Consider the following 21,881-nt stretch of genomic DNA (forward strand, 5'->3'; position numbering starts at 1 on the left):
GCCGGCGGGCCCCACTGAAAGGAAAAGCCATGAACAAGAGCTATACGCTGGTCTGGAACCAGGCCACAGGCTGTTGGAACGTCGCAAGCGAAGGTACCCGTCGGCGCAGCAAGAGCGGACGCGGCAAGGCGCTCGTAGTCGCCGGAGCGTCACTGCTCGGCCTGTTCTGCCAGGCCCCCGCCTTCGCCCTGCCCAGCGGCGCCACGGTCGTTTCAGGCGATGCCGGATTCCAGACATCCACCGATGGCCGGCATATGGTCATCGACCAGCAGAGCCACAAGCTGATCACCAATTGGAACGAGTTCAGCGTCCGTGCCGATGAGCGGGTCAGCTTCCACCAGCCGGGCCAGGACGCCGTCGCCCTGAACCGGGTGATCGGCCGCAACGGCAGCGATATCCAGGGGCGGATAGATGCCAACGGCAAGGTCTTCCTGGTCAATCCCAACGGCGTGGTCTTCGGCAAGTCCGCCCAGGTCAATGTAGGCGGCCTGGTGGCTTCCACCCTGGACCTGGCCGACAGGGACTTCCTCGCCGGCAACTACCAGTTCTCCGGCGACTCCGGCGCAACCGTAAGCAATGCCGGCAGCCTGCAAGCCAGCGAAGGCGGCAGCATCGCCCTGCTGGGCGCCCGGGTCAGCAACGACGGCGTGATCCAGGCGCAACTCGGCGACGTGGCCCTGGGCGCAGGCCAGGGCATCAACCTCAATTTCGACGGCGACGGCCTGCTCAACCTGCAGGTGGACAAGGGCTCGGTCGACGCTCTCGCACACAACGGCGGCCTCATCCGCGCCGATGGCGGCCAGGTGCTGATGAGCGCCCGCAGCGCCGACAGCCTGCTCAAGACCGTCGTCAACAACCAGGGCACTCTCGAGGCCAGGACGCTACGCAGCGCGGAAGGACGCATCGTCCTCGACGGCGGCGAACAGGGGACCGTGCGGGTGGCCGGCAAGCAGGACGCCAGCGCCATCGGCGGAGGCAATGGCGGCCTGGTGCTGAACCAGGGCGCGAACGTCGAGATACAGCGAACCGCGCAGGTGGACACCCATGCCGACCAGGGCGCAACCGGCACCTGGAGGATTCTCTCGCACGAGGTCAGCGTAGCCGCTGTCGGCCAGGCAAACGCTGCCGGTGATGGTTCCGGCCAGGTCCATGTAGCGCAGGGCCCAGCCGGGGCCAATGCGTCCGATAGCAACGGCGTGACCATCGTTCAGCAGCAGCCGGCCGTCGACCTCGCCGCCGGCGCCAACGGTACCTCCGCAGTGCAGAGCCAGAGCGGCGCCAACATCGGCTCGGGCGCCAATGGCATCAGCGTCGTGCAAAGCCAGAATGGCGCCAATATCGGCGCCGGCGCGAGTGGCATCAGCGTCGTGCAGAGCCAGAACAGCCCCAATATCGGCTCGGGCGTCAATGGCGTGACTGTCGTGCAGAGCCAGAACGGTGCCAATATCGGTTCTGGCGCAAGTGGCATCACCGTTGTGCAAAGCCAGAATGGCGCAAATATCGGTTCAGGCGCGAGTGGCATCAGCGTCGTGCAGAGCCAGAGCGGCCCCAGCATCGGCTCGGGCGTCAATGGCGTCACAATCGTGCAGAGCCAGAGCGGTGCCAACATCGGCCCCGGCGTCAGCGGAATCGATGTCGTCCAGACCCAGACTCTCCCCAACCTGAGCCCAGGCGCCAATGGCTCCAGCATCGTCCAGGTCCAGACGCTACCCGATATCGCCGCCGACGCCGGCAATGTGCATGTCGTGCAGGTCCAGACCGGCGGTAACAAGGTCTTCGGCAACTCCGCCACCAACGTCAGGTCACGTACCGTTCAGGCCCGGAGCAACGAGAATGTCGGTTCCGGCCTGGCGAATCCAAGCAGCGCGGGAAAAGGCCCGACGTTGCATGCCGATACCCTGGCCCGCAACCTTTCCACAAGCAACGTCGAAGTGGTCGCCACCCGGGGCAACGCGCATGTCGGCGCGCCGCTGTCCTGGGACAGCGGCAACGGCCTGACGCTAACCGCCGAGCGCGGGGACCTCAGGATCAATGGCGCGCTGACGGCCCAGGGGGAAAACGCCAGCCTTACTCTCAATGCCGGGCAGCGCCCTCTCCGTATCGACGACAGCCTCTCTCTCACTGGCCAGGGAGCCCGGGTCGAATTCAATTCGGACAAGGGTTATGCCCTGGCCGAAGGCACCCGGATCACCCTGTCCGGCAAGAACGCAGGATTCCGCGCCAATGGGCGGGACTACAGCGTGATCCAGGACCTGCAGCAGTTGCGCGGCATCGATAGGGACCTGGGCGGCAGCTATGTCCTCGGCAATCGAATCGCAGGCGGCAACTCCAGCTTCCTGTCGATAGGCAACGCGAGCGCCTTCGGCGGTACCTTCGACGGCCTGGGCAACACCATCGATAATCTCGCCGTCTACGGCACCGGCGCCTACTCCGGCCTGTTCAGCGTCAACCGGGGCACCCTCCGCAACCTGAACCTGGAACGCATTTCCGCCGATGGAGCACAGGCCACCCACTACAACGTCCAGGTCGGTAGCCTGGCCGCCGTCAACCTCGGTCGCATCGACAATGTGAACGCCAGCGACATCCGTATCGCCGCGGCCTCGAAGCTGAACAGCCTCGGCGGGCTGGTCGCACTGAACCTGGGCAGTATCGACAACGCCAGCGCCAGCGGCACGCTGGTCGGCAACCGCCACACCTATGCTCTGGGCGGACTCGCAGCCGAAAACATCAGCACAGCCAGGGGCGTGGCCAGCATCTCCAACAGCCGGGCCGATTTTGCCATCTCCGGCCAGTTGAAGGACCATGCCAGCCACTACGGCGCGGGGGGCCTGGTAGGCAGGAACCGCGGCGGCCTCATCCGCAGCAGCGGCAGTCAGGGAACGCTGTCGCTGAGCGGTCACGGAATGAACCTGGGAGGACTGGTCGGATACAGCTCCGCCGGCGGACTGGCGGACGTATCCGCCTCCGTCGACGTCTCAGGCAACGGACAGCACGGCCTGTACGGAGGGCTCATCGGCCTCAACGTAAACAGTGGTATCGCCCACGCCACGGCCAGCGGCAAGGTCCGGGGCACAGACGCGGAAGCACTGGGCGGGCTGATCGGCCGGAACCTGAACGCGGCCATCAACAACGCCAGCGCCCATGGCGATGTCAGCCTGCAAGACGGTCGCTACCTGGGAGGCCTGATCGGCCACAACCAGGCAGGCAATCTGGCCAACGTCAGTGCCAGCGGCAACCTGAGTGGTGGGTCGCTGCTCCAGGCCGGCGGCCTGATCGGTCTCAACGCCAATGCCTCGCTGGTCAATGCCTCCGCCAAGGGCAATGTCGCTACCCGCGGAGCAGAAGCGGTTGGCGGTCTGCTCGGAGAAAACCTGTACGGCTCCGTCATCAACGGCTCCGCCAGTGGCGAAGTCACCGACGGCAGCGGCAAAACCCTGGGTGGCCTGATAGGGTCCAACCTCGGCGGCAATCATTCCAACCTGAAGGCCTCCGGGTGGGTAAACGCAGGGGCGAACAGTGACGTGGGAGGGCTGATCGGCCACAACCGGGGCGGCAACCACAGCACCCTGGCGGCATCCGGCAATGTCACCGGGGGCAAGGGCAGTCGCGTCGGCGGACTCGTCGGCTATAACGATGCCGCCTCGCTGACGAACGTCTCGGCTTCGGGCAACGTCAGCGCCAGTGGTTCCAGGGCCATCGGCGGGTTGATCGGCAGTGACCTGCGAGGGTCGCTGATGCTCGCCAGCAGTCATGGAATCGTGAACGACAAGACCGGCCACAACCTGGGAGGGTTGGTCGGCCGCGGTGAAAACACCTCGATCCGCTCCGCCAAGGCCAGCGGTGCGGTGAGCGGAGGCGCCGGGATCAGGGCCGGCGGACTGGTCGGCTCCCTGGAGGGCTGGCAGGCTCTCATCCTGGGGGCCTCGGCCGGCGGCGATGTGACGGCGGGCTACGATAGCTATATTGGCGGGCTGGTGGGCTTCAGCACCGCCACCATCAGCGGCGCTTCCGCTTCCGGCAAGGTCGGAGGCTCGGGTCTGCTGGGCGGCCTGGTCGCCTGGAACCAGGGGAATGTCATGGGTTCTTCGGCCAGCGGCAGGCTGGAGCCACAAATCCCCAACCAGATCCATGGCGGACTGATCGGCATCAATTTTGGCTGGCAGTCCTGGAACTCGGTATACGGGGCTGCGGCGACCGTTCCAATGATAGGTCGCCACTACAACCTGTGAATCGATTCTCCCGGTACCCGTACCGGGAGGCTTCCTGTTCGATGGAGCGGCCGGGCCTCAGGGCCCGCCGCCTCCAGACGCTCGATGAATGCCATGCGGGAAGGCCAGGCGTCGGAGAAACAGGGCTGGAAGAGCGGCCCCTCCTCCTTCCCACAGGCCAGCATTCGGAAAATAAGGGTACAGAAACGAAAAAGCCCACCTTCGCAGGTGGGCTTTTTCGTCTTGAATATGGTGGTGTAGTTTAACAGAAAACCAAACCCACATATCAGCAGTCTCTCAGCCCCGGTCGGAAGCCTTGAGACCCTCGCGCGATTCCGGGGAAGGATTTCGCGCAACCGCACATGCCCATGATTGTAAGTTCAGAGAGGCCGATTGGCACTCGCAGTTGCCACGACTGCCGGGGAATCTCGGGGCCGCAACTTGGCTTTCCTCTCGTTTGTCGCCGTAATGCCCGGCACGAACGACGAAAGGAAATGCCATGCAAACCGAACCCGCCTTCACCGAAACGGAGCTTGCACGTCGGTGGAACGTCAGCATCAAGACCCTGCAACGCTGGCGCAGTGAAGAACGCGGCCCGCCGTACATCAAGCTCTCAAAGGCCGTCCGCTACCCAGTGGATGAGATCGTCACCTATGAGCAGGCGATCCGCCTGGGCATGTCCAACGAAGCGCCGTTGCCATCTTTATGCGACGCGCAGCCCGTTGTCGAATCTCCAACGCCCGTCGCCCCCGAACCAAAGCGGTACTACTTGAGCGAGGCCTTCGCGCTCATCGCGCAGTACGGCAGTCTTGAAGCGGCCGAGGCCGCGCTGACGGAGGCGCGCGATGAAACCCAAGGTTGATGCCGATAGACAGGGTGTTGTGTCCAGCCCGGATGAGCCAGTCATCACGTATCCGGTCCTCGATGAAAACCAGTTGTCCTCGAGGTGGAATCTCTCACCCAAGACGCTGCAAAAGTGGCGCTCGGAAGGAATCGGCCCGCCTGCCTGGCACCTCAACAGATCTATCCGTTATCTTCTGATGGAGGTCGAGGCCTTCGAGCGCAAGGCTCGGGTCACTTGGAAATCCCCAACCGGACGCCCTTTGTCCGAATCGTCTCCCACGGCACGTGAAGATGCCATCGAGCAGATGATGCAGAAACGGCCTGAGCGCCGTGATCGGGTTTTCTACTCCGCCAAGGATGTGGTCGACATCACTGGCTTGCCCGGTTACTGGATTCACCAGAATCAGGAACGCCTGCGGCTCGGCATTCCGTTCTACCGGATCGCAAACGGTGACGTCATCCGCTTCAGCATCGAGGAACTCTTCCTCTGGGAGATGCATCACCTGCGCCCATGCCGGTACCCGATGAAAGGGAATGCTGATGCCCCGTAGTTGGGGCGGGCCGTGGCGAAGTGTGTTGCCCTACGTTCCGATATTTCGTTGATTAATTGAAACTGGAGAACAAATGGAACACACTCCATCAATGCTCTCCGAGACCCACACCCAGCGCATCCTTGATCTGGCCAGCCAGAGAGGGCTGCTGCGTGCCAGCGACTTGGACGCCATCGGCTCGCCCCGGGTCATCCTGACGCGCATGACTGCAGCAGGACTGCTGGAACGGGTCGGGCGTGGTCTTTACCGTCTGCCAGGCGCACAGGTGACGGAATTTGAGAGTCTTGCCCTTGTCGCCACCAGGGTGCCACAAGCCGTGTTCTGCCTGCTCACCGCACTCCAGTTTCACGGGCTGACCACCCAACTACCGCGTCAAGTCTGGATCGCCATGCCACGCGGCAGCCACTCACCCCGGATCGACTATCCGCCGATCCGGATGGTTCAGATGGCCGGTAGGGCCCATCTGTCAGGCGTCGAGGAGCACTTGTGCAACGGGGTGAAGGTGCGGATCTACAGCCCGGCCAAGACCGTGGCCGATTGCTTCAAACATCGCAACAAGATCGGTCTGGATGTGGCGCTGGAGGCCTTGAAAGACGCCTGGAGGATGCGCAAGGCGTCCGCAGACGACCTGTGGCGCTACGCTCAGGATTGCCGCGTCGCCACCGTGATGCGCCCCTACATGGAGGCAGTCGCCCACGAGTGACGCCATGGCCGCCGAGATGGGCGGGCTTCTCTTTGGTTTAAGAATTTGGTAGGATTTCAGTTGTTTTAAACCCAACCCAAGGAGGCGTCATGATTGCAGATCGCATTCGTCAAGCACGATTGGCGGCAGGACTGACCCTGGGTGCGTTGGGCGAACAGGTGGGTGTTTCTCACACCGCCATCCAGAAGTACGAGAAGGGGCTGCTGACGCCGTCGTCGACTCAACTGCTCAAGCTGGCCCGCGCCTGCGGCATTCGGACCGAATACTTCTTCCGTACGCACACGGTTGAACTGCTGCAGCCCGAGTTCCGCAAGCTCTCAAGCTTTGGCAAGACGGCACAGGATGCGCTGAAGATCAAGGTCGTCGAGTTGGTGGAAAAGCGCGTGGAGTTGCTCGGCGCATTTCCCGAACTGCCGTTCCCGGCTTTTGCGCCGCCCGCGAATCTGCCCGAGCACATCACCTCGCTGGATGAGATCGATGCGTTCTCGGATTCGGTCCGCAACGCTTGGCAGTTGGGGCTGAATCCGATTGCTGACCTCACCGACACCCTCGAAGGCCTTGGCTTGCTGGTCATCGTGGTCGATGAAGAGAACCCAGGCTTCTCTGGCTTGACGGCCAAGGCACGGACCGAAGATGGCCGGGAGTATCCGGTCGTGGCTGTTTCCAAACGCTGGCCCGGTGATCGACAGCGGTTCACGCTGGCGCATGAGCTGGGGCACCTGCTGCTCGAAGGACGACTGGCTGACGGCATCAACGAAGAAAAAGCCTGCGACCGGTTCGCCGGTGCCTTCCTGGCTCCGCGTGTCGCGGTGTTGCAGTTGCTTGGGGCACAACGCCATGCGCTGGAATGGCAAGAGCTGTACGTGCTCAAGCACGAGTTCGGTCTGTCGATGACTGGATGGCTGCAGCGCGCGAAACAGTGTGGCGTGATCACCGAGGCCGCTTACCTCTCCATGTTCAAGCGGTTTTCGGCCAAGGGCTGGCGCAAGACCGAGCCTGGCGAACCACTGCCGAAAGAGCATCCCCGACTGTTTGATCAGTTGGTGTACCGCGCCTTGGCCGAGCAATACATTTCCGAAGGCAAGGCGGCGGAACTGCTGGGCATCCCGATGATGCGCTTCCACAAAGAACGCCAGCTGGAGTCATCGGATGCGGTTGCTCATCAGTGATGCGAACATCTTGATCGATATGGAAGCGGGAGCGTTGATGGAGACGCTCTTCCAGCTTCCGATGCAGTTCGGCATCCCTGATCTGCTGTACTACGAAGAAATTGAACCGGGCAGTCCGGGCCTTGAAGACCTGGGCTTGCAGGTCATGGAGGTCAACGGCGATTTCGTGGCGTATGCCGAGCAGTTGCCAGGCCAGCACAACCATCTGCTTCCGGCGAAAAACGGTCCCAAGCCCAGTCACAACGACTACTTGGCACTGGCGCTTGCGAAGCAGGAGACCTGTACCTTGCTGACCGGCGACGCCAATTTGCGGATTGTTGCCAACAAGGAGCAGGTCAACGTCATGGGCACCATCGGGCTGCTGTGCGCCATGATCGAGAACCAACTGCTTACAGTCGACGACGCCTTCAAGGCACTTGACCGAATGAAGTCTGGCAAGCGACGGCTGCCCTGGCCGGAAGCCGAAAAAGTACTGAACGCGCTGCGTTGATCAGGGGCCTTGTCATCAGCAGTTGCCTGCTTTGGCTAGCTCCGAGTATTTCCTACTTTTCGATAGCAAGCTGGGCATGGATTCTGTGATCTGGCCATCTTCACGGCGCTGAACCCAGGTCTAACTCAAGCCAATCCCTCCCAGCCCAAAGAAAGCCGTCCTCCCCTGGTATGGCAGAAGCGCCCTTCGGCCGCATAGAAAAGTGTTGCCTTTTCCCTGTTGTCTTGAGCGACCAAGTTGTCTGGCAAGTTCCGCATTGACAGTAGAAGTCTTGCTGCTGCCCACGTTCGAATCTCGCCGGATGTCCACAAAGTTGGGCAAGTGCTGCGACCTGTTCGATGGCCACCTCGACGGCGTCCTCAACTTGCGAATTGGCCGCACCTTTGAGTGATGCCTTCAGTTCGGCTGCTTTCTGACCATCGAGTGGCGCGAGGAGCCTGACGTGGGTAGGCGAAATAGATTCAAACTGTTCGGGCCAAGTCTCGGTTAGCTTTTTGGCCGGTGTGGGCAACGGCCCCAGTTTTCGGCCATGAAACTGGAGCAATTGCCGCAACATCCACTCATCAATCAATTTGCCGACCTTCTCCACGACATAGAGATCCAGCGGAGACACAGGCAGACTCTGCGGCGATGCGACACTGGTTGGCACGCCTGGCCAACACACGATGCGATCAGGCTCCAGACTCTCACTGATATTTATTGACGCGCCGAACCAGGCAATCGGCACGATCCTCAGGGTAGATCCCTCAGACTGAGTTACGACCCAATCATGTACATCACGCCGTAGTACGAAACGCCGTCCCGCCCAACTGAAGACGAAATTTCCATCAACCCTGCGCAGACCATACCGTTCAAGCGCCCGCCTGATCACAAGACCAACGTAACTGACGTAAGCCAGTTGCAATTGCAGTTGCCGCGCCAAGCGCTCTTCCGGGGGTAAGAGCCGGTCTTCTCGATCATCTTTCAACTTCTCCCAAAGCGGGGGCAGATGACGATAGTGCGGGTCGTGGTTGAGAATGTTTGTCCGGTGAACTTGGGCAGGAACCACAGATGCAGGAGGCACCAGCGAATAAAGCCCCCTTTGCTTCAACCCTCTGATTGCACGCAACTGGGACTCCAAGTCGCTGAGTGCACGCTTTCCTGCCTCCAACTGCATCCCGGTCTTGTCATCAAGATATGACTCCCCCCAAAGGCGACAGATATCCTGGCGAAGTCGAAAATGCGTCTGCTCAGAGTCCTGGAACTCCAAAGCTCGCTCCAGTCGTGAATTGACTCCCCGTATGCGAGCCAATCTCCTAGCAAGGTGTCGATCAAGGCGATCTAGTAGCCGCTTGTAGAGTCTGTTCTCATAGATGGCATAGTCGTCCTCGCTGAAACGTGCAAGAACCTTGCGCGGTTGAACACCACTGAGCGTACGCTGCTGCCAGCAATCAGAGTGTGATGCCAGGTGACTTAATGCCGAAGTCGCGAGGCGTCGAGCTCGCGCCACTGGCGCAACCAAGTCGTCATATCGAAGGTCTCTGCGGGGGCGGTCAGATATTGAATGCAGATGACCATCTCTGAGTACCGCCGCCAAGTCGCGCTCGAGTTCTTCGAGCGCGCATTGGGCGGCCATCTCAGCGGGCAGCATGGGCGAGACATTTGCATCATGTGCGTGAGCGATTTTTCCGGCAATGGAAATAATCGCCTCTGCAGACAGATCGGAGTCCGCCTGATCGTCGTCAGACTGATCGATAGCGAGCACCTGGGATTCAGTGTCTTGAATCCGGAGGACGCCCGATCCGTCATCCGAGAGCAGATCGCCGGGCTGCAAGCGGCTGTGTCCATTGACCACGAGTGGCTCAAGCAACCAATACCGCCCCGGCAGAAGTGCGTCGGGTAGGCGGCTGAGTTTGCCACCCGTAAGGCGGTCCAGAAACATCATGCCCCACGTTCCTTGCGGCGACGGTCTTCAGCCAACAAGGCAATGGAACGGCGAGGCTCCGATTTCCACCCCTTCCATACTGTGGTCAGCGCTTGTTCGATGGCGGCTAGATCATCGATGGTCGCATCGTATCTACCAGTGACCTTTCCGCGCCTGAATACTCTGCTGGCAAGCAAATGGTCCAGAGCATCTTCTTTGCGACCGCCGGCGGCCATGTAAACAGGGACAAATCGCATGGCCTGACGTTCGAGTCGATTGCCCCAACCCAAGTCAAAGCGATCCTGCAAGATGCTCGTGAGCGGGCCCGTGGTCAACTCCGCCAACAACTCTGAAACCTCATCAGCGTTTTGTGTCACAGCAGCATCGAAACGCTCCATCAAAGATCCATAGCTAAAGCTGGCCTTCGGCTTTGGCTCCACCTTGAATCCCGCTTCGTGGCGGGGAAGCGTCATGACATGAGCACGGTCGTAGGTTTTATCAGCGAACTCGTTCGTTGTTTCATCGTGGTTAGCAGTGCCTACAAACCAGACGTTGTGGGGAACCCGAATCCTACGCCCCTCGACCAGCAGCGCTGGTGCGTTCGGCAACTGGCTCTCCGACAAACTGATGAGTCGATCTCTTGGGTCATTCTTTTCGAGCGCCGAGAGGAATTCAGCAAAATACTGCTCCGGGCGCGACAGGTTCATCTCGTCCAGCAAGATGATGTTGCACCGGTCCTTGTAAGCGGCAGTTTGCGCACGGTAGAGACCTTGCAGGCAGTCGCGCTCATAGAAGCGCTTTTCGAAAGCGTTGTAGTGCCCCAGTAGATCATCACGGTCTCGCCAGCCAGCCTGGACGGCGATGTCAGTGCAATGCCCCCCGACAGCCTTTGCAAATGCCTTCGCCAAGCTTGTTTTGCCTGTGCCGCTGATTCCCTGAAAGATGTGAAGCTGGCTCATGGCCAACCCAGCAATAAGCAACTGAATATCTTCGAGGCGGAAATGCAGTGTTGCACCTTCTTCCGCTTGAGCGATCCGGTGCTGCAATTCAACAGAGAATTTTTTCAGATCAGGAACGTCTTGCTCCGGCAGGCTCAACTCCTTGGCCTTGCGATCCTTAATCCAATCGGCAGGGGACGCAGAATCCATCCAGGCCATCTGAGGGAACGGCTTCTCAGATTGCTGTGACTGAGTTAGGTCATCTACCGTTTTGCCCAAGTCATTGAGTCTTGCACTCAAGATCTGATTGTTCTTTTCCAGGGCGCGCTTTTCTCTTTCCAGGTTCTCTTTGTCACTCACGCCGAGGCGGAGGCGATGAAGCTGAGCTTTTGCATCAGCCAAATCCAAATGAACCTCGTCGAGTTGAGCCTTTTGCTCATCACGGAGTTTTCGCAGCGCCTCGTTCTCAAATTGCAACTGATCATCCTGGCTGTTTGCAATTTGGTTTTCCAATTGAGTGACTCGACGTTTTTGGGCAGCCAACTCGTCAAGTATCTCGCGGGCAGACCTTCCCGCCAGTGCCTCTGAGAACTCCCGGTATTGCTCTAGTTTCTGTTCAGTCAATGTCCAATCGCGGTAAACCTTTTCAAGGCGTGCCTCTGCGCGTAGTCGAGCATCGGTCAATCTGGCAATTTCCTGACTGGCCTCGCGAAGTGCATCTTCGCGGATCTGTACACGTTCACGCTCAAGCTCTTTCCACTCAGCATCTAGTCGCCGCTGTTGCTGCTGTAGAGCTCTCTCCTTGTTTGCAATCTCCGCTTCACGCTCCATCAGTTCGGATGCGCGCGCGGACTCATCGTCACGTGCTTTCTGCTCCGCTTGAAGGATGCCGAGTTGAATCTCAGTCTTCTTAGACTCGAGCTCCACGATTTCCTTTTTGAGATCACTTAGTGCGGCCACGTTTTGGGAGGCAAAACCGGAACGCGCATCCAACTCTCGCTTCTCAAGTTCACGCTCCTTATCGGCCAAACTTGATTCGGACTTTTTTATCTCAACTTGTCTTTGCTTCAACTCTTCGTCGAGTTTGTGGATCTCTTCGGTCCGCTTCTTGTTCTCATCACTTCGGCGGGAGAATGCCTCCTCCTTGCGAACCAGATCCTCTGTCCGCTTCTGCGCGTCTTCATGTAGATCACGAACTCTCTTTGCGACATCAGAGATATCCGCGAGCAACCTCTCGAGCTCGATTTTTTTCTCGGGCTCAACCTTATCCAATTCGCTGACCTGATCTTTCTCCAAGTCGGGGAGTGCCACAGCGGAAGCATCGCCTTGCACCAGCGATGCAAGGGAGCCAATTCCAGCAGTTGCTTTCTGCCATGCCGATGCGACCGCACTTTGTGCAGCATTCGTGTTTTGCGCGACTGGGGCTTTGTTCCCCTTATTGTGTTTTGCCATTTCAATACCAGCCCTTAAAAATTTGAACCCATTCGATGACAAAGTCAGCGTGTTCCATAGCTTCTTCTCTATCGATTCTTTCGCTACCTGAGTGCCCGGCTTTTTTGTTGCGAGCATCGGCCATATCAAGCAGACGAGTCAGTTGGAGCTCATCGGCGGATAACTTGAGGAAGGGGTGTGATGCTTGGTCCACTGTCCCTAACAGCCCCGCAAACAACAATGCCTTGAGCGAACTGCTACCGCGCTTCACAGCTGTGCGCACCTGATCCAGGCGCTGCTCAGATAAACGCTTGATTACGTCATCAGTGAGGCAAGGAAGGTTAAAGAACTGGAGGTAGTATTGGGCCTCACCATCTTTCCAATCCCGCTGGTCTTTCCAGTGCGGCAATCTACGAATGTCCGATGGGTATGCTTTCAACAGCCACTGCAGCACGCTTTCGGCCAGGTTGTGAGTCTCAATGAGAAGGCTGGTCACATCTTCCTGCCAGGATCTCTCCTGACTGGCAAGTACGGCTCGTCGTCTCAGAACGCTGGCGAGATATCCCTCAACAATTGGCACCTTCCGCGACCAGTTGTAGTCGGCCAGTAGTGTCAAGTCGATCTGGTTCTCCAGGGATCGGAGCCACTCCTCTGCCGATAAATCGTTCGATCTTGTCTCACCCACCGCGTCAGCGATGTATCTTGCAAGTCCATCGTTTCGCGGCAAGACTTCCTGCAGGGGTTTGCGTAACCACGACGCAGCCTGCTGCAACCCGAACGGATCGGCAACCAACCAGGGTTGTGGCCCAGCCTCGTCTGGAAAGATCCATGTCCACAACCACATCGGCTGCGTCGAATCTTCGACGAAGCTCAGGCTCTCAATGCGGACACGTGCCGAAAGCTCGTCATCACGCTGTTTGGCGTGGTCGTGATCCGTCCGATAGCGCTGAAACGCATCAAAGAGGGCCGCTGTATCCAGTGCGCCCTCTCGGAAGTGATTGAGGCGGAAGGGGCGATCCTCCTTTCCGGAATCGAGGTCTCGCAGGAACACTGGGTAACCACGTTCATCGACTCGCTTCGCTTCGATCTCTGGAAGTTCTTCAGTGAATCGCGGCAGCCAGTTCCCCGAAATCGCGTCCTGATATGCGTACCCCATGCGGACTTCCTCGCTGGCATCCTGAGCCTCTTCGAGGACACGCTCACCTTGAGAGGTGACTGATCCCGAGGTGGTCATCCAGCCGTTCGGGATCAGTTGAGTTGCAATGATGAATGCCACCAGTTCTCGGTCCAACCCCAGCAACTCAGCCATTTCCGAACTGCCCTGGCATCTGGCCCTTGCCAGTCCAAGGATCGCCTGCTGGAACAGGTTCAACTTGAGGACACGATTTGTTGGATAAAGGACCTTCCAAACGCGGACAGGCCACAGAAGCGGCCGCCCACCCGGGGGACGACGGACATCGAAGCGAAGATAACGGTCAGCGGCCATGCGCCATCTCCTCTCTGCAAAGCTTGAGGAATGCAGCCAGAGCCGGGACCCCTTCCTCGGACTCGGGCCCTTCGGCCATGTGTTTGGCACCGACGGCGACGAGGAGCTTCCTCTGGCGACTCATCGCCACGTTCATGCGATTTGCCAACCGCAAGTGTCCATACTTGCTGTTTAGCAATCGTTCGCGCTCTTCCCCTTCCTTCTGATCGGGAATCACCACGTCGTTAGCTCGCACTACGGACAGGAAGACGAGGTCAAACTCTTTGCCTTGAAACGCGTCAACCGTGCCGACGCGCAGTCGCTCATCACCTGATTCAGTCTGCCGGTAGGAGCGTGCGATCCGGATTTCCCCATCCTCTTCCTCTGCCAAGCCCTCGTCAGCCAGTGCATCAAGTATCAGGTCACACTGGGCGCGGTAGAAACTGATGACCCCAATGCTCAGCGACGGCCCACAAGAATCTGCAATCCGCTTAACCTCTTTTGCAATAGAAATTGCCTCCGCCCGTCTTTCATAACCGGGTTTTAGGTATCTTTCTTTCCCGTCCTGCAGAGGCACATCCAACCAAGCCGCACATTTGCCTTGGTAGCCAGGAATCGTGTGAGCGAAATCCTCCGTAGGTCGCCCCGAGTGCAAGACGTCCAACCCCTCAGATTCATAGAACTGTTTGCTGATGAAGTCACCCAGTGTCGGATGCATTCTGTACTGCGTATCGAGCATCACGACGCGCTTGATGTTGTCGACTTTCTCTTGCTCCCTAAGCTGCTTCACCAGCCGCTCAAAAAGACTCTGCTCATACGCCTTCGCTTGGGCCTCGGTCAGGCTTTGCCTGGAAATGAGTTCGTCTTCCAACTCTCGCTGAACAAGGTGAGGTAGTTGTCGATGGTCGCCGACCAGGATGATGCGACGCCGCGCCATCGCCATAGGAACGAAAAGATCGAGAGGATTTGCTCTTGCGGCTTCGTCAATGACAACCGTGTCGAATTCAATTCCTTCTGATGCATCTAGGTCGCTCAACTCCTTCAAGCTGCTCATCGCCTTACCAGCTGACTGCTGGCAGGTCGCACCGACAATGCTGGCGTACTCGCGGACCGCTCTCGCTGCCTCATTGGGGGCTTGGGAAAGTGCTGCGTGGTACGAGGCCACTACCGCAGAGATGCCACGGCGAGATTGACGCAAAGGCGCGTCGATTGCGTGCTCGATGTCGGCCAAGAGACCAAGTGCTTCGCCGCTCAACGCCTGCTTAAGCTGCGGGGGCCTGTAATCGGGGCTAAGTCGATCCAGCATGGACCGCTTAAACGCAGCCAATTCAGCAAGATCTGCTTCTGTTGCATCGGCAACCGTGGAAAGTCGCTGGAGCAAGCCCCATTCCGAATCTTGAAGTTTGACGTTGCTGCGCCGCAGCGTGCGCTCAAGCTGGTGAGCTCTGTCCGGCCCGTCATCGGCGAACCCGATAGAACTGGTGCGCAGAGCCCTCAGCAAGCGCACAAGCCCAGCAGGCTCATTTGCCTGACGCTGGGTTTCGACTCTCTGCTGCTGGGCAAGAAACTCATCCCATCGGTCCTTAATTTGGGCCGGGAGACGAACATCTAGATCGAACAGCTGACGCAAAAGGACATCAATTTGCTCGAACTGTGTTTGGCGTTCCTGTGCCGACATGCTCGCGAGTCTCAATGCTGTGATACGTCGATCTAGCTCTTCCAATGGTTGAGTCAGCGGCTCATTCAGCCGAATCGCGTCGAGTCGAGCAGAGATTTCTTTCCGTTTGCGTTCACACCAAATACCAACGGGGTCGACACCACCCTCGTCACGGCGCCCTCGGCCGCCAATTCGAACGGCAGGCAAGCCAAAGACTTCAGCACGATTCAGGGCGTTATCGACTGCATCGTGCTGGTAACTGCTAATCAGCACTTGGTGCTGCAGCGAGTTTTCACCCAGCGTTTCGGCAAGGCGCCGCTGCAAAGCTGCAATGACCTGGGTCTTGCCCGTTCCTGGTGGGCCAACGATGAGTGCGATATCAGGTGTATTTATCGCCTTCTCCAGTGCCTCAATCTGGCGCTTGGTTGGAACACCCTTGAAGCAAGATTTGGCGTAGGCGGATAAGCCGTCGAGCTGACGTCGCCGGGCGCTTGGCGGAGCCACCCCTTCCAGCAAGTAGCTCAGTTGCGGCAGTCGCCGTCCTTCATTGATAGATTGCCTTGCGCGTGCACGACGGGTCTGTACGGCTTCATCACCCGATAGTGAGTAGTAGATGAACCCTTTGGTTGGGGGGCGTTCTGAGCGCCGGTCCTGGCTCGGAACCAAGACCACGCCATCCCGCTCGAACCGCAATACACCACGAACCGGGCGACGGCGTGCTCGGTCAGCTCTGCCCGGCACGTCATCAACCTCGGAATCAAGATCAAGCTCCCGATCCCCAAGCTCCACTTGCGTCGTGTTCGCCAGCCCCAAAGCTTTCCATCGTTTCCGGAAATCCCTTAGGTGATCCGCATCAACTTTTAGAAACCAGGCCCACAGTTCACCTTCGACGAGCTCCGCACTTTTGAAGCGAAGAGAACCCAGTTCCCTCGCACAATCTCGAGCCTGCTCCCATTCGAGCGCACCATACTCTTGCCATAAACGTAGGTAGCTGCCGTTGTCGCGCAGCGCGGCATCCAAAAGTGCGCGTTGCTCTGTACTCTGGAGACGCACGGCGACACTGGCATCTTGGAAAGAGATCTTGCCAACGGCCATCGCTACACGTGCTGTAGCCCCCTTGAGACGAGTGACGCTCATCAGTTTCAGCACGCCAGCATCTCGTTTGACGTTGCCGCGCCAGCCTGCACCAAACAGAACGAAACTCTCATCGGAAGCGTTGTCGAAGCGGCCAAGAAAAACACGATCCATTTCTGCGGTCTGTGCTTTTTCAGCTGAGATGAATTGCTCATTCAACCAACCAACTGCAGTGGGTACGTCTGGAGCAGAAATCTCACCCCTGCTGGCCAATTGCTCCGCAATGGCCTCATCAACAGAAATCGCCATATCCAGCTGGATCTGCTCGACCAAATCCAGTGATTGAAGGTGGAGAACCTCGCCATGCCGTTGTCTTAACACCCACAACGTCAGGCCTCGTTGGACCTGAAGCGCAGTTCGATCTTGGCGTCCTTCTACTTTGCCGACGCAAACGGAGTTGCCCTGTCGGAGAAGATAGTCATTACCGTGTGCCTGTACTGACACGGCCTCACCGATTTGCCAATCGGCTCCCAGGTCGTCACATGTTAACTGGGCAAGTTCACCCGACAGAAGAGGAAAGTCGCAGAGTTTCATCGTTCCCTCACCAGTTGAAACGCCAAACGACATGCTCTTCTTCTACTGCCCCTAGGTGGAGCCAGAAAGACACTCCTGAACGACTGTCTGACTTGAGCCGCTGCCGACGCACAACCGCGACGACTTTGTCGTCAGATGCTCTTTGCAAGGAAACTTGCGTCCCGGCTGATGGCTCTATCCACAAGCCATCCTTAGCAAGTTCGACAGTGCATAGCGGACGGGCATCCGCGTACAGAGACGTTCCCAAGGGCAAAGTCTTTAACTCGGCAGGGCTCATACTCAAAACCATCGCCTTGCCTGTGCGAGTCCAGCACTCTTTTCGAATCAACGACTCTGGAACATCTTCCGGCAAGCCCTCCCGGAGCAGATCCGGAGGCATATAGCGATATTCCTGCAAGAGGATCGTGCGATTCGTGTCCTGGGCGTGATCGCAAAATGGACAGATGTGCTTCGAGGTGTAGAAAAACGTGCTGCCGCAAGACTCGCATTGATCGCAATGGCCTGTGGCAGCCTCGAATGCATCTGCCCACTCATTCAGACTTGGCCGCTCACCCGGATTGTTCAGCCCGGCATTGAAGCATCGTTCAAACAGCGCACGCAGTGGCGCATTGAGCGTGATTTCGCGGGGAAGTCCTATCGACAAGGCGTTGCTGTGATCAACTGGGTGATCTACCCAAGGGAGTTCGCCTCGGAGGGCCGCCTCTTCACGCTCGGGTTCACCTTCAAGCACAACGTCTCCCTTGAGGGGGTGAACCAGCGTGAGGATGCGATACGCCATGACCGCAAAACTCCAACTGTCGGTCAGGGTGTTGATGCCGGACTCTCCCCTCAGAATCTCGGGAGCCCCGTAATCGGGGGTGAACACACCTTGCTGACCGTCACGCGACTGGCTCGCAACGTTGTCAGCATCGATCAACCAGACTTCGGCGTACTCTAGTGATTGCGATACGAAGACATTTGCAGGAGAAAGATCGCCATAGGCAAGTCCTCGGCCATGCAGTTCCGCCAGCACACGCGCCAGTCGCGCGAGCATCTTCAACCGGCGCAACAGACCGCCTGTCTTCACGTAGCCGGAGAGGCCTTCATCTGACATCAAGGCGTCCGTCGCGACCTGCATCAGTTCAGTCATTGGGACCAGTCCATCCATCAGTTCCATGACGTAGCCGGGCTGCGGCTGCGTAATGAGGGCTTGCGGATGAGCGATAGGAAGGCCCTCAAGTGGCTGACGCATAAGTGCGCGGATCTTGTTCGTCCAACTGTTTCGCTTTTCTTCTGTGGTTGCGCGTGCGACTTTGACGAGTACGTTGGGGTAGTTGGTCGTGCAAACGATCCCCTGACCGCCTTCGCCGATCCGCCCTGTCAGTTCATAGGACTGACCGTGTTGGTCTAGCACCGTCCTGTTTTTCTTTGGTGCCTCTGGTGTTGCTGTGCTCATTCAGAAGTCCTAAAAATGGCCACGAGTGTTTTGTCGTCGCTGTGTAAAGGTGTGGCCCAGTCATTCAGTTCAGACTGCACCCAGCGTCTGCCTCTGCGCCGATTCCGAGCGCTTAAGTCTTGGTAAAGCGCATCAAAGAAGTCGGCAAGATGGGCAGGTTCGAGGTCATCGGCCACGCCATCTGTCATCAGGACAACACCATCACCCGGCTCGGTGAATCGGCCTTTCGTACAGCTCCATTTGTCCTGCAGGTGCGTGGACTCAAGTGCCCAAGTCTGATTGCCATAGGCTGTGCGCTCTGGCGTGACACGACGGAACTCGCCAGCGCATTTCACCAGCAGAAGACCATCACCCAATTGGGCTGCATGGACCTCGCCTTGATCTGTCACGTGGCCGAACAGCAGCGTGGTCGCGGCGTCTCGAGGAGTTGTCGGCTCAACCGCTTCCAACCATTGCTGATGAATCAAGGGCAGCGTTGCCGGCAGATCGAAACTGTTCGATGTGGCGCGCAAGATCCGCCGGGTAACTTGGCAGGCACTACGTGCCCCTAGATCACTACGTGCTCGCGATCCCAAACCGTCTGCTACAGCCGCAATCCAGCCCCCACGGCAACCCGTCAGAACCATCGCGTCCTGATTTGGCTCGCCCAGATCCAGGTGTCGGGGGCCGATGACACTCGCGCCGCAGGCAATAAACCTCATTGGAAGTCGAGGTCCAGCGCGTCATCATCCGGGGGCGGGACAACAAATGCGGTTGAGATGTCTGGATTTTGGCTTGCCGTGCGAGTTGTCACACTCATGGTCACTGCACGGAAGAAACGGTGGATGTCCCGGGCGTTGTGGGCCTTGAAAATAGGAGCCTCTGCGTCGTTCGCAAAATCCTTCAGCATTGCTTCATCAGCATCCGGCCCAATCGCCATTGCTAGACGGGTCGCTTTTTGTGCCCGTTCGGAGTCGCGAAGAGCCTTGAAAGGCGCCTCCCAGTCGTCGGTCGGTTGTCCATCAGACAACAGAATCAAAACGGGGCGATAGGCTCGGGAGGGGATGCGATCCTTGTCCTCCAGCAACTGACGAGCGAGGTCAAATGCTGCCCCCATCGGCGTGACACCGTCTGCCTTGAATTCCGAGAACCCTGCGACGCCATGCGCCGCAACCAATGGCAAGTGCATCTGCGCCTTGCCACCAAAGGTGATCAGGCCCACCTGGATCTCGGCGCGCAAACGACTTTCCTTGGCAAAAGTCGAGACCATGTCCTTCATCGCAGCATTTAGCGCTTCGATCTTGCCGTTCTCCCCCATGCTGCCACTTGTGTCGGCCAAGACGATCACGGGGAGAGGCCGGGGCGTGGCGACAGCGAATTTTTTGAGACTGCTCATCTTCTTTGTCCTTTGATCAGGTTGATTTTTCGTATTCGGGCTTGGAGCCTTGGGTGATGAAACCGGCGCCTTGATGGAACGCATCGCGAGATCGCCGACGTATCGGCTCACAATGTCTTCTTGGTATTTGGCAAACCCCATGACCCAGTCTCCAGTTCATAAATGTTCTTATGCTTATGCACCATCCGTGCCAGCTTTTTTGGACTGGTACTTGAGCAACCAATTCGTCAAGGTTTGGTAACTGCCAAGACCCAACAGCTTCGCTGCCTCAGTCTTGTTGCCACGACTCTGCTCCATCGCTCTATCCAGGTAGTGTCGAGCCACATCTGCCATCAGATCAGGCAGCGAGAACCCCTCGCCAAGCGAGGCCCCAAGAATGGCATCGTCTGTTCCGGTGGATGTGAGCGAGAGAACCTCATCGATATCCTCGGCTGCTATTTCATCTCCTGGTGCCCAGATGGATGCCCTCAAAAGCGCGTTGTGCAGTTCCCTCACATTGCCCGGCCAGGCGTGACGAAGAAGAAGATTTCTTGCGCCAACAGACAAAAGCTTATGCTTAAAGCCCGGCTGTGAAGTTGCTTCACGGTTGATCTGCGCCAGCAAAGCGTCGATCAATAGATTGAGGTCCCCCTCGCGAGCGCGCAGGGGAGGCAATGCCAAGATGCCAACCGCGATTCGATGAAACACATCCTCTCTGAATCTCCCCGCCCGGACTTCTTCCGGCAGAACCCGGTTGGTAGCCGCAACGATGCGCACATCGATTTTTCGGGACTTACTGGCCCCTAGGCGCGTCACCTCATGCTCCTGGAGTACGCGCAGCAGTCGAACCTGTGACTGCAGCGGCAGTTCACCGATTTCGTCCAAAAAAAGCGTCCCGCCATCAGCTGCCTCAAAGTAGCCAGCACGGGTTGCATGGGCACCGGTGAACGCACCCTTTTCATGACCGAAAAGCTCGGAGTCGATCAGTTCGAGCGGGATGGCCCCACAGTTGACCGCGACAAAGGGTGCGTCTTTTCGCTGACTGGAAGCGTGGATCGCGCGTGCAAAGAGTTCTTTGCCTGTCCCGGACTCCCCTTGAATCAGCACCGGCAGATCGCGTTGAGCCAGTCTCTGCGCCATCGCGACTGCGCGCTTCATTGCGCCGCAGCGATAGATGATGCTGCCGAACTCCGGCGCGGCCGGAGGCAATCCCTGCACAAGGTGCGCAAGCGCCTCATCGGCCTCCTTGCTTGCAGCAGGAAGAAACTCAGCAGCCAGGTCGAATGGAACGACGACAGGACGCACGCCGTGCTCACGAGATGACTCTATGAGGTCGGCTCCGTACTTGGCTTTGGCCAGCAGGACCCACACAGCAGCCATGGCTGGGGTGCCCGGGCTCACATGGAAGGTAACTTTCAGACCCGGCGAAGACGAGATCGTCTCAGACACCGCCCCGTTCGCTGCTTTGTAGATGTCTTCGAAATCGGTGGGGCTTCGCAGTGTTGCGTAACGCACATCTATAGCGCCTGCAAATTTCTCGCCCAGCCACGCCAGGAAGTTCTGCGTTTTCTGTTGCCCGTGATCTGATAGGAGCACCAGGCGGTCATAAACCCCCGTCTCCAGCGCCATCAGAATGGGGCCAAAGTCTGCGCCCGACGCATCTTCCGAGGCGCGAAGGTCTGAGTTACCAAGCCAGGCAAAAAGTGTGGGCATCAGGCATAAGAAATTATGTGATTACATAAATTTCATTCTATCCCGCGCTGTATGCAAATGGAAAGACTCTCAATGAAGGTCGGCGGCACGCGCAACACTTGAGCAGCGCGAGCCTTTCAGGCCAAGAGCACGGAAGTGGGAGGTGGCGCTCGCAAGGACAATCCGCGAGACCTACCCAATACTGCCGCACACTGCAGACGCCCGAAACAAGTTTGGGCTCGCGGCTTTGGAGGCGGAATGCGGAACTGAACCCGCGTCCGTTTGCCGAGCCAGATAGTAACGCATTGGCCTTGAGGGCGTGGATTCGATGATTTGGCCAAATGTGTTCGGGTATCGTGCAAGCCGTGGTTGCC

14 protein-coding genes are annotated in these 21,881 nt (G+C 58.4%); 6 read left to right on the plus strand and 8 right to left on the minus strand.

Going from position 1 to position 21,881, the window contains the following annotated elements; all coding sequences use genetic code 11:
* Positions 1-29: 29 nt before the first annotated feature.
* From tpsA4 to HMPREF3014_RS23690, 6 genes are all read left to right on the plus strand, one after another.
* A complete protein-coding gene (gene tpsA4, locus HMPREF3014_RS23665; protein WP_003455748.1) occupies positions 30-4,229 on the plus strand; it encodes a two-partner secretion system exoprotein TpsA4 in 4,200 nt (1,399 codons plus the stop codon).
* Between the two features lie 478 nt (positions 4,230-4,707).
* The gene (locus tag HMPREF3014_RS34845; protein ID WP_034067996.1) at positions 4,708-5,070 is read left to right on the plus strand and encodes a helix-turn-helix transcriptional regulator; all 363 of its coding nucleotides are present in this window, start codon (positions 4,708-4,710) and stop codon (positions 5,068-5,070) included.
* Positions 5,054-5,602 (plus strand): MerR family transcriptional regulator, encoded by a 549-nt coding sequence (locus tag HMPREF3014_RS34850; RefSeq protein ID WP_052155242.1) that lies wholly within the window; start codon positions 5,054-5,056, stop codon positions 5,600-5,602. Before HMPREF3014_RS34845 ends, HMPREF3014_RS34850 begins: the two co-directional genes overlap by 17 nt.
* A gap of 73 nt (positions 5,603-5,675) precedes the next feature.
* Positions 5,676-6,305, plus strand: coding sequence for a type IV toxin-antitoxin system AbiEi family antitoxin domain-containing protein (locus tag HMPREF3014_RS23680; protein WP_235556626.1), 630 nt, complete (start codon positions 5,676-5,678; stop codon positions 6,303-6,305).
* A gap of 89 nt (positions 6,306-6,394) precedes the next feature.
* On the plus strand, positions 6,395-7,474 hold the full coding sequence (locus HMPREF3014_RS23685; protein ID WP_034067993.1) for a helix-turn-helix domain-containing protein: 1,080 nt from the start codon (positions 6,395-6,397) through the stop codon (positions 7,472-7,474).
* Complete coding sequence (locus HMPREF3014_RS23690) at positions 7,455-7,964, plus strand: PIN domain-containing protein (protein ID WP_034067992.1); 510 nt, start codon at positions 7,455-7,457, stop codon at positions 7,962-7,964. Before HMPREF3014_RS23685 ends, HMPREF3014_RS23690 begins: the two co-directional genes overlap by 20 nt.
* 100 nt (positions 7,965-8,064) lie before the next feature.
* Here the strand turns inward: HMPREF3014_RS23690 and HMPREF3014_RS34465 are convergent, their stop codons facing one another.
* Genes HMPREF3014_RS34465 through HMPREF3014_RS23730 form a run of 8 tightly spaced genes read right to left on the minus strand, consistent with a single transcriptional unit; the run spans position 8,065 to position 21,528 of the window.
* A complete protein-coding gene (locus HMPREF3014_RS34465; RefSeq protein ID WP_071537752.1) occupies positions 8,065-9,888 on the minus strand; it encodes a DUF2357 domain-containing protein in 1,824 nt (607 codons plus the stop codon).
* On the minus strand, positions 9,885-12,374 hold the full coding sequence (locus HMPREF3014_RS23700) for an AAA family ATPase (protein WP_235556627.1): 2,490 nt from the start codon (positions 12,372-12,374) through the stop codon (positions 9,885-9,887). The genes HMPREF3014_RS34465 and HMPREF3014_RS23700 overlap by 4 nt, the downstream gene beginning before the upstream one ends.
* Positions 12,259-13,722, minus strand: a complete 1,464-nt coding sequence (locus HMPREF3014_RS23705; protein ID WP_034067988.1) for a hypothetical protein — start codon at positions 13,720-13,722, stop codon at positions 12,259-12,261. The genes HMPREF3014_RS23700 and HMPREF3014_RS23705 overlap by 116 nt, the downstream gene beginning before the upstream one ends.
* Positions 13,712-17,026, minus strand: coding sequence for a DEAD/DEAH box helicase (locus tag HMPREF3014_RS23710; RefSeq protein ID WP_034067986.1), 3,315 nt, complete (start codon positions 17,024-17,026; stop codon positions 13,712-13,714). The genes HMPREF3014_RS23705 and HMPREF3014_RS23710 overlap by 11 nt, the downstream gene beginning before the upstream one ends.
* Positions 17,027-17,033: 7 nt before the next feature.
* Positions 17,034-18,461, minus strand: coding sequence for a protein kinase domain-containing protein (locus tag HMPREF3014_RS23715; RefSeq protein WP_034067985.1), 1,428 nt, complete (start codon positions 18,459-18,461; stop codon positions 17,034-17,036).
* Positions 18,458-19,162 (minus strand): PP2C family serine/threonine-protein phosphatase, encoded by a 705-nt coding sequence (locus HMPREF3014_RS33865; protein ID WP_071537753.1) that lies wholly within the window; start codon positions 19,160-19,162, stop codon positions 18,458-18,460. Before HMPREF3014_RS33865 ends, HMPREF3014_RS23715 begins: the two co-directional genes overlap by 4 nt.
* On the minus strand, positions 19,159-19,977 hold the full coding sequence (locus HMPREF3014_RS23725) for a vWA domain-containing protein (RefSeq protein ID WP_235556628.1): 819 nt from the start codon (positions 19,975-19,977) through the stop codon (positions 19,159-19,161). Before HMPREF3014_RS23725 ends, HMPREF3014_RS33865 begins: the two co-directional genes overlap by 4 nt.
* 33 nt (positions 19,978-20,010) lie before the next feature.
* Positions 20,011-21,528, minus strand: coding sequence for a sigma-54 interaction domain-containing protein (locus HMPREF3014_RS23730; protein ID WP_034067980.1), 1,518 nt, complete (start codon positions 21,526-21,528; stop codon positions 20,011-20,013).
* Between the last annotated feature and the right edge of the window lie 353 nt (positions 21,529-21,881).

The sequence above is a fragment of the Pseudomonas sp. HMSC065H01 genome (assembly GCF_001815235.1).
Classification (GTDB): domain Bacteria; phylum Pseudomonadota; class Gammaproteobacteria; order Pseudomonadales; family Pseudomonadaceae; genus Pseudomonas; species Pseudomonas aeruginosa.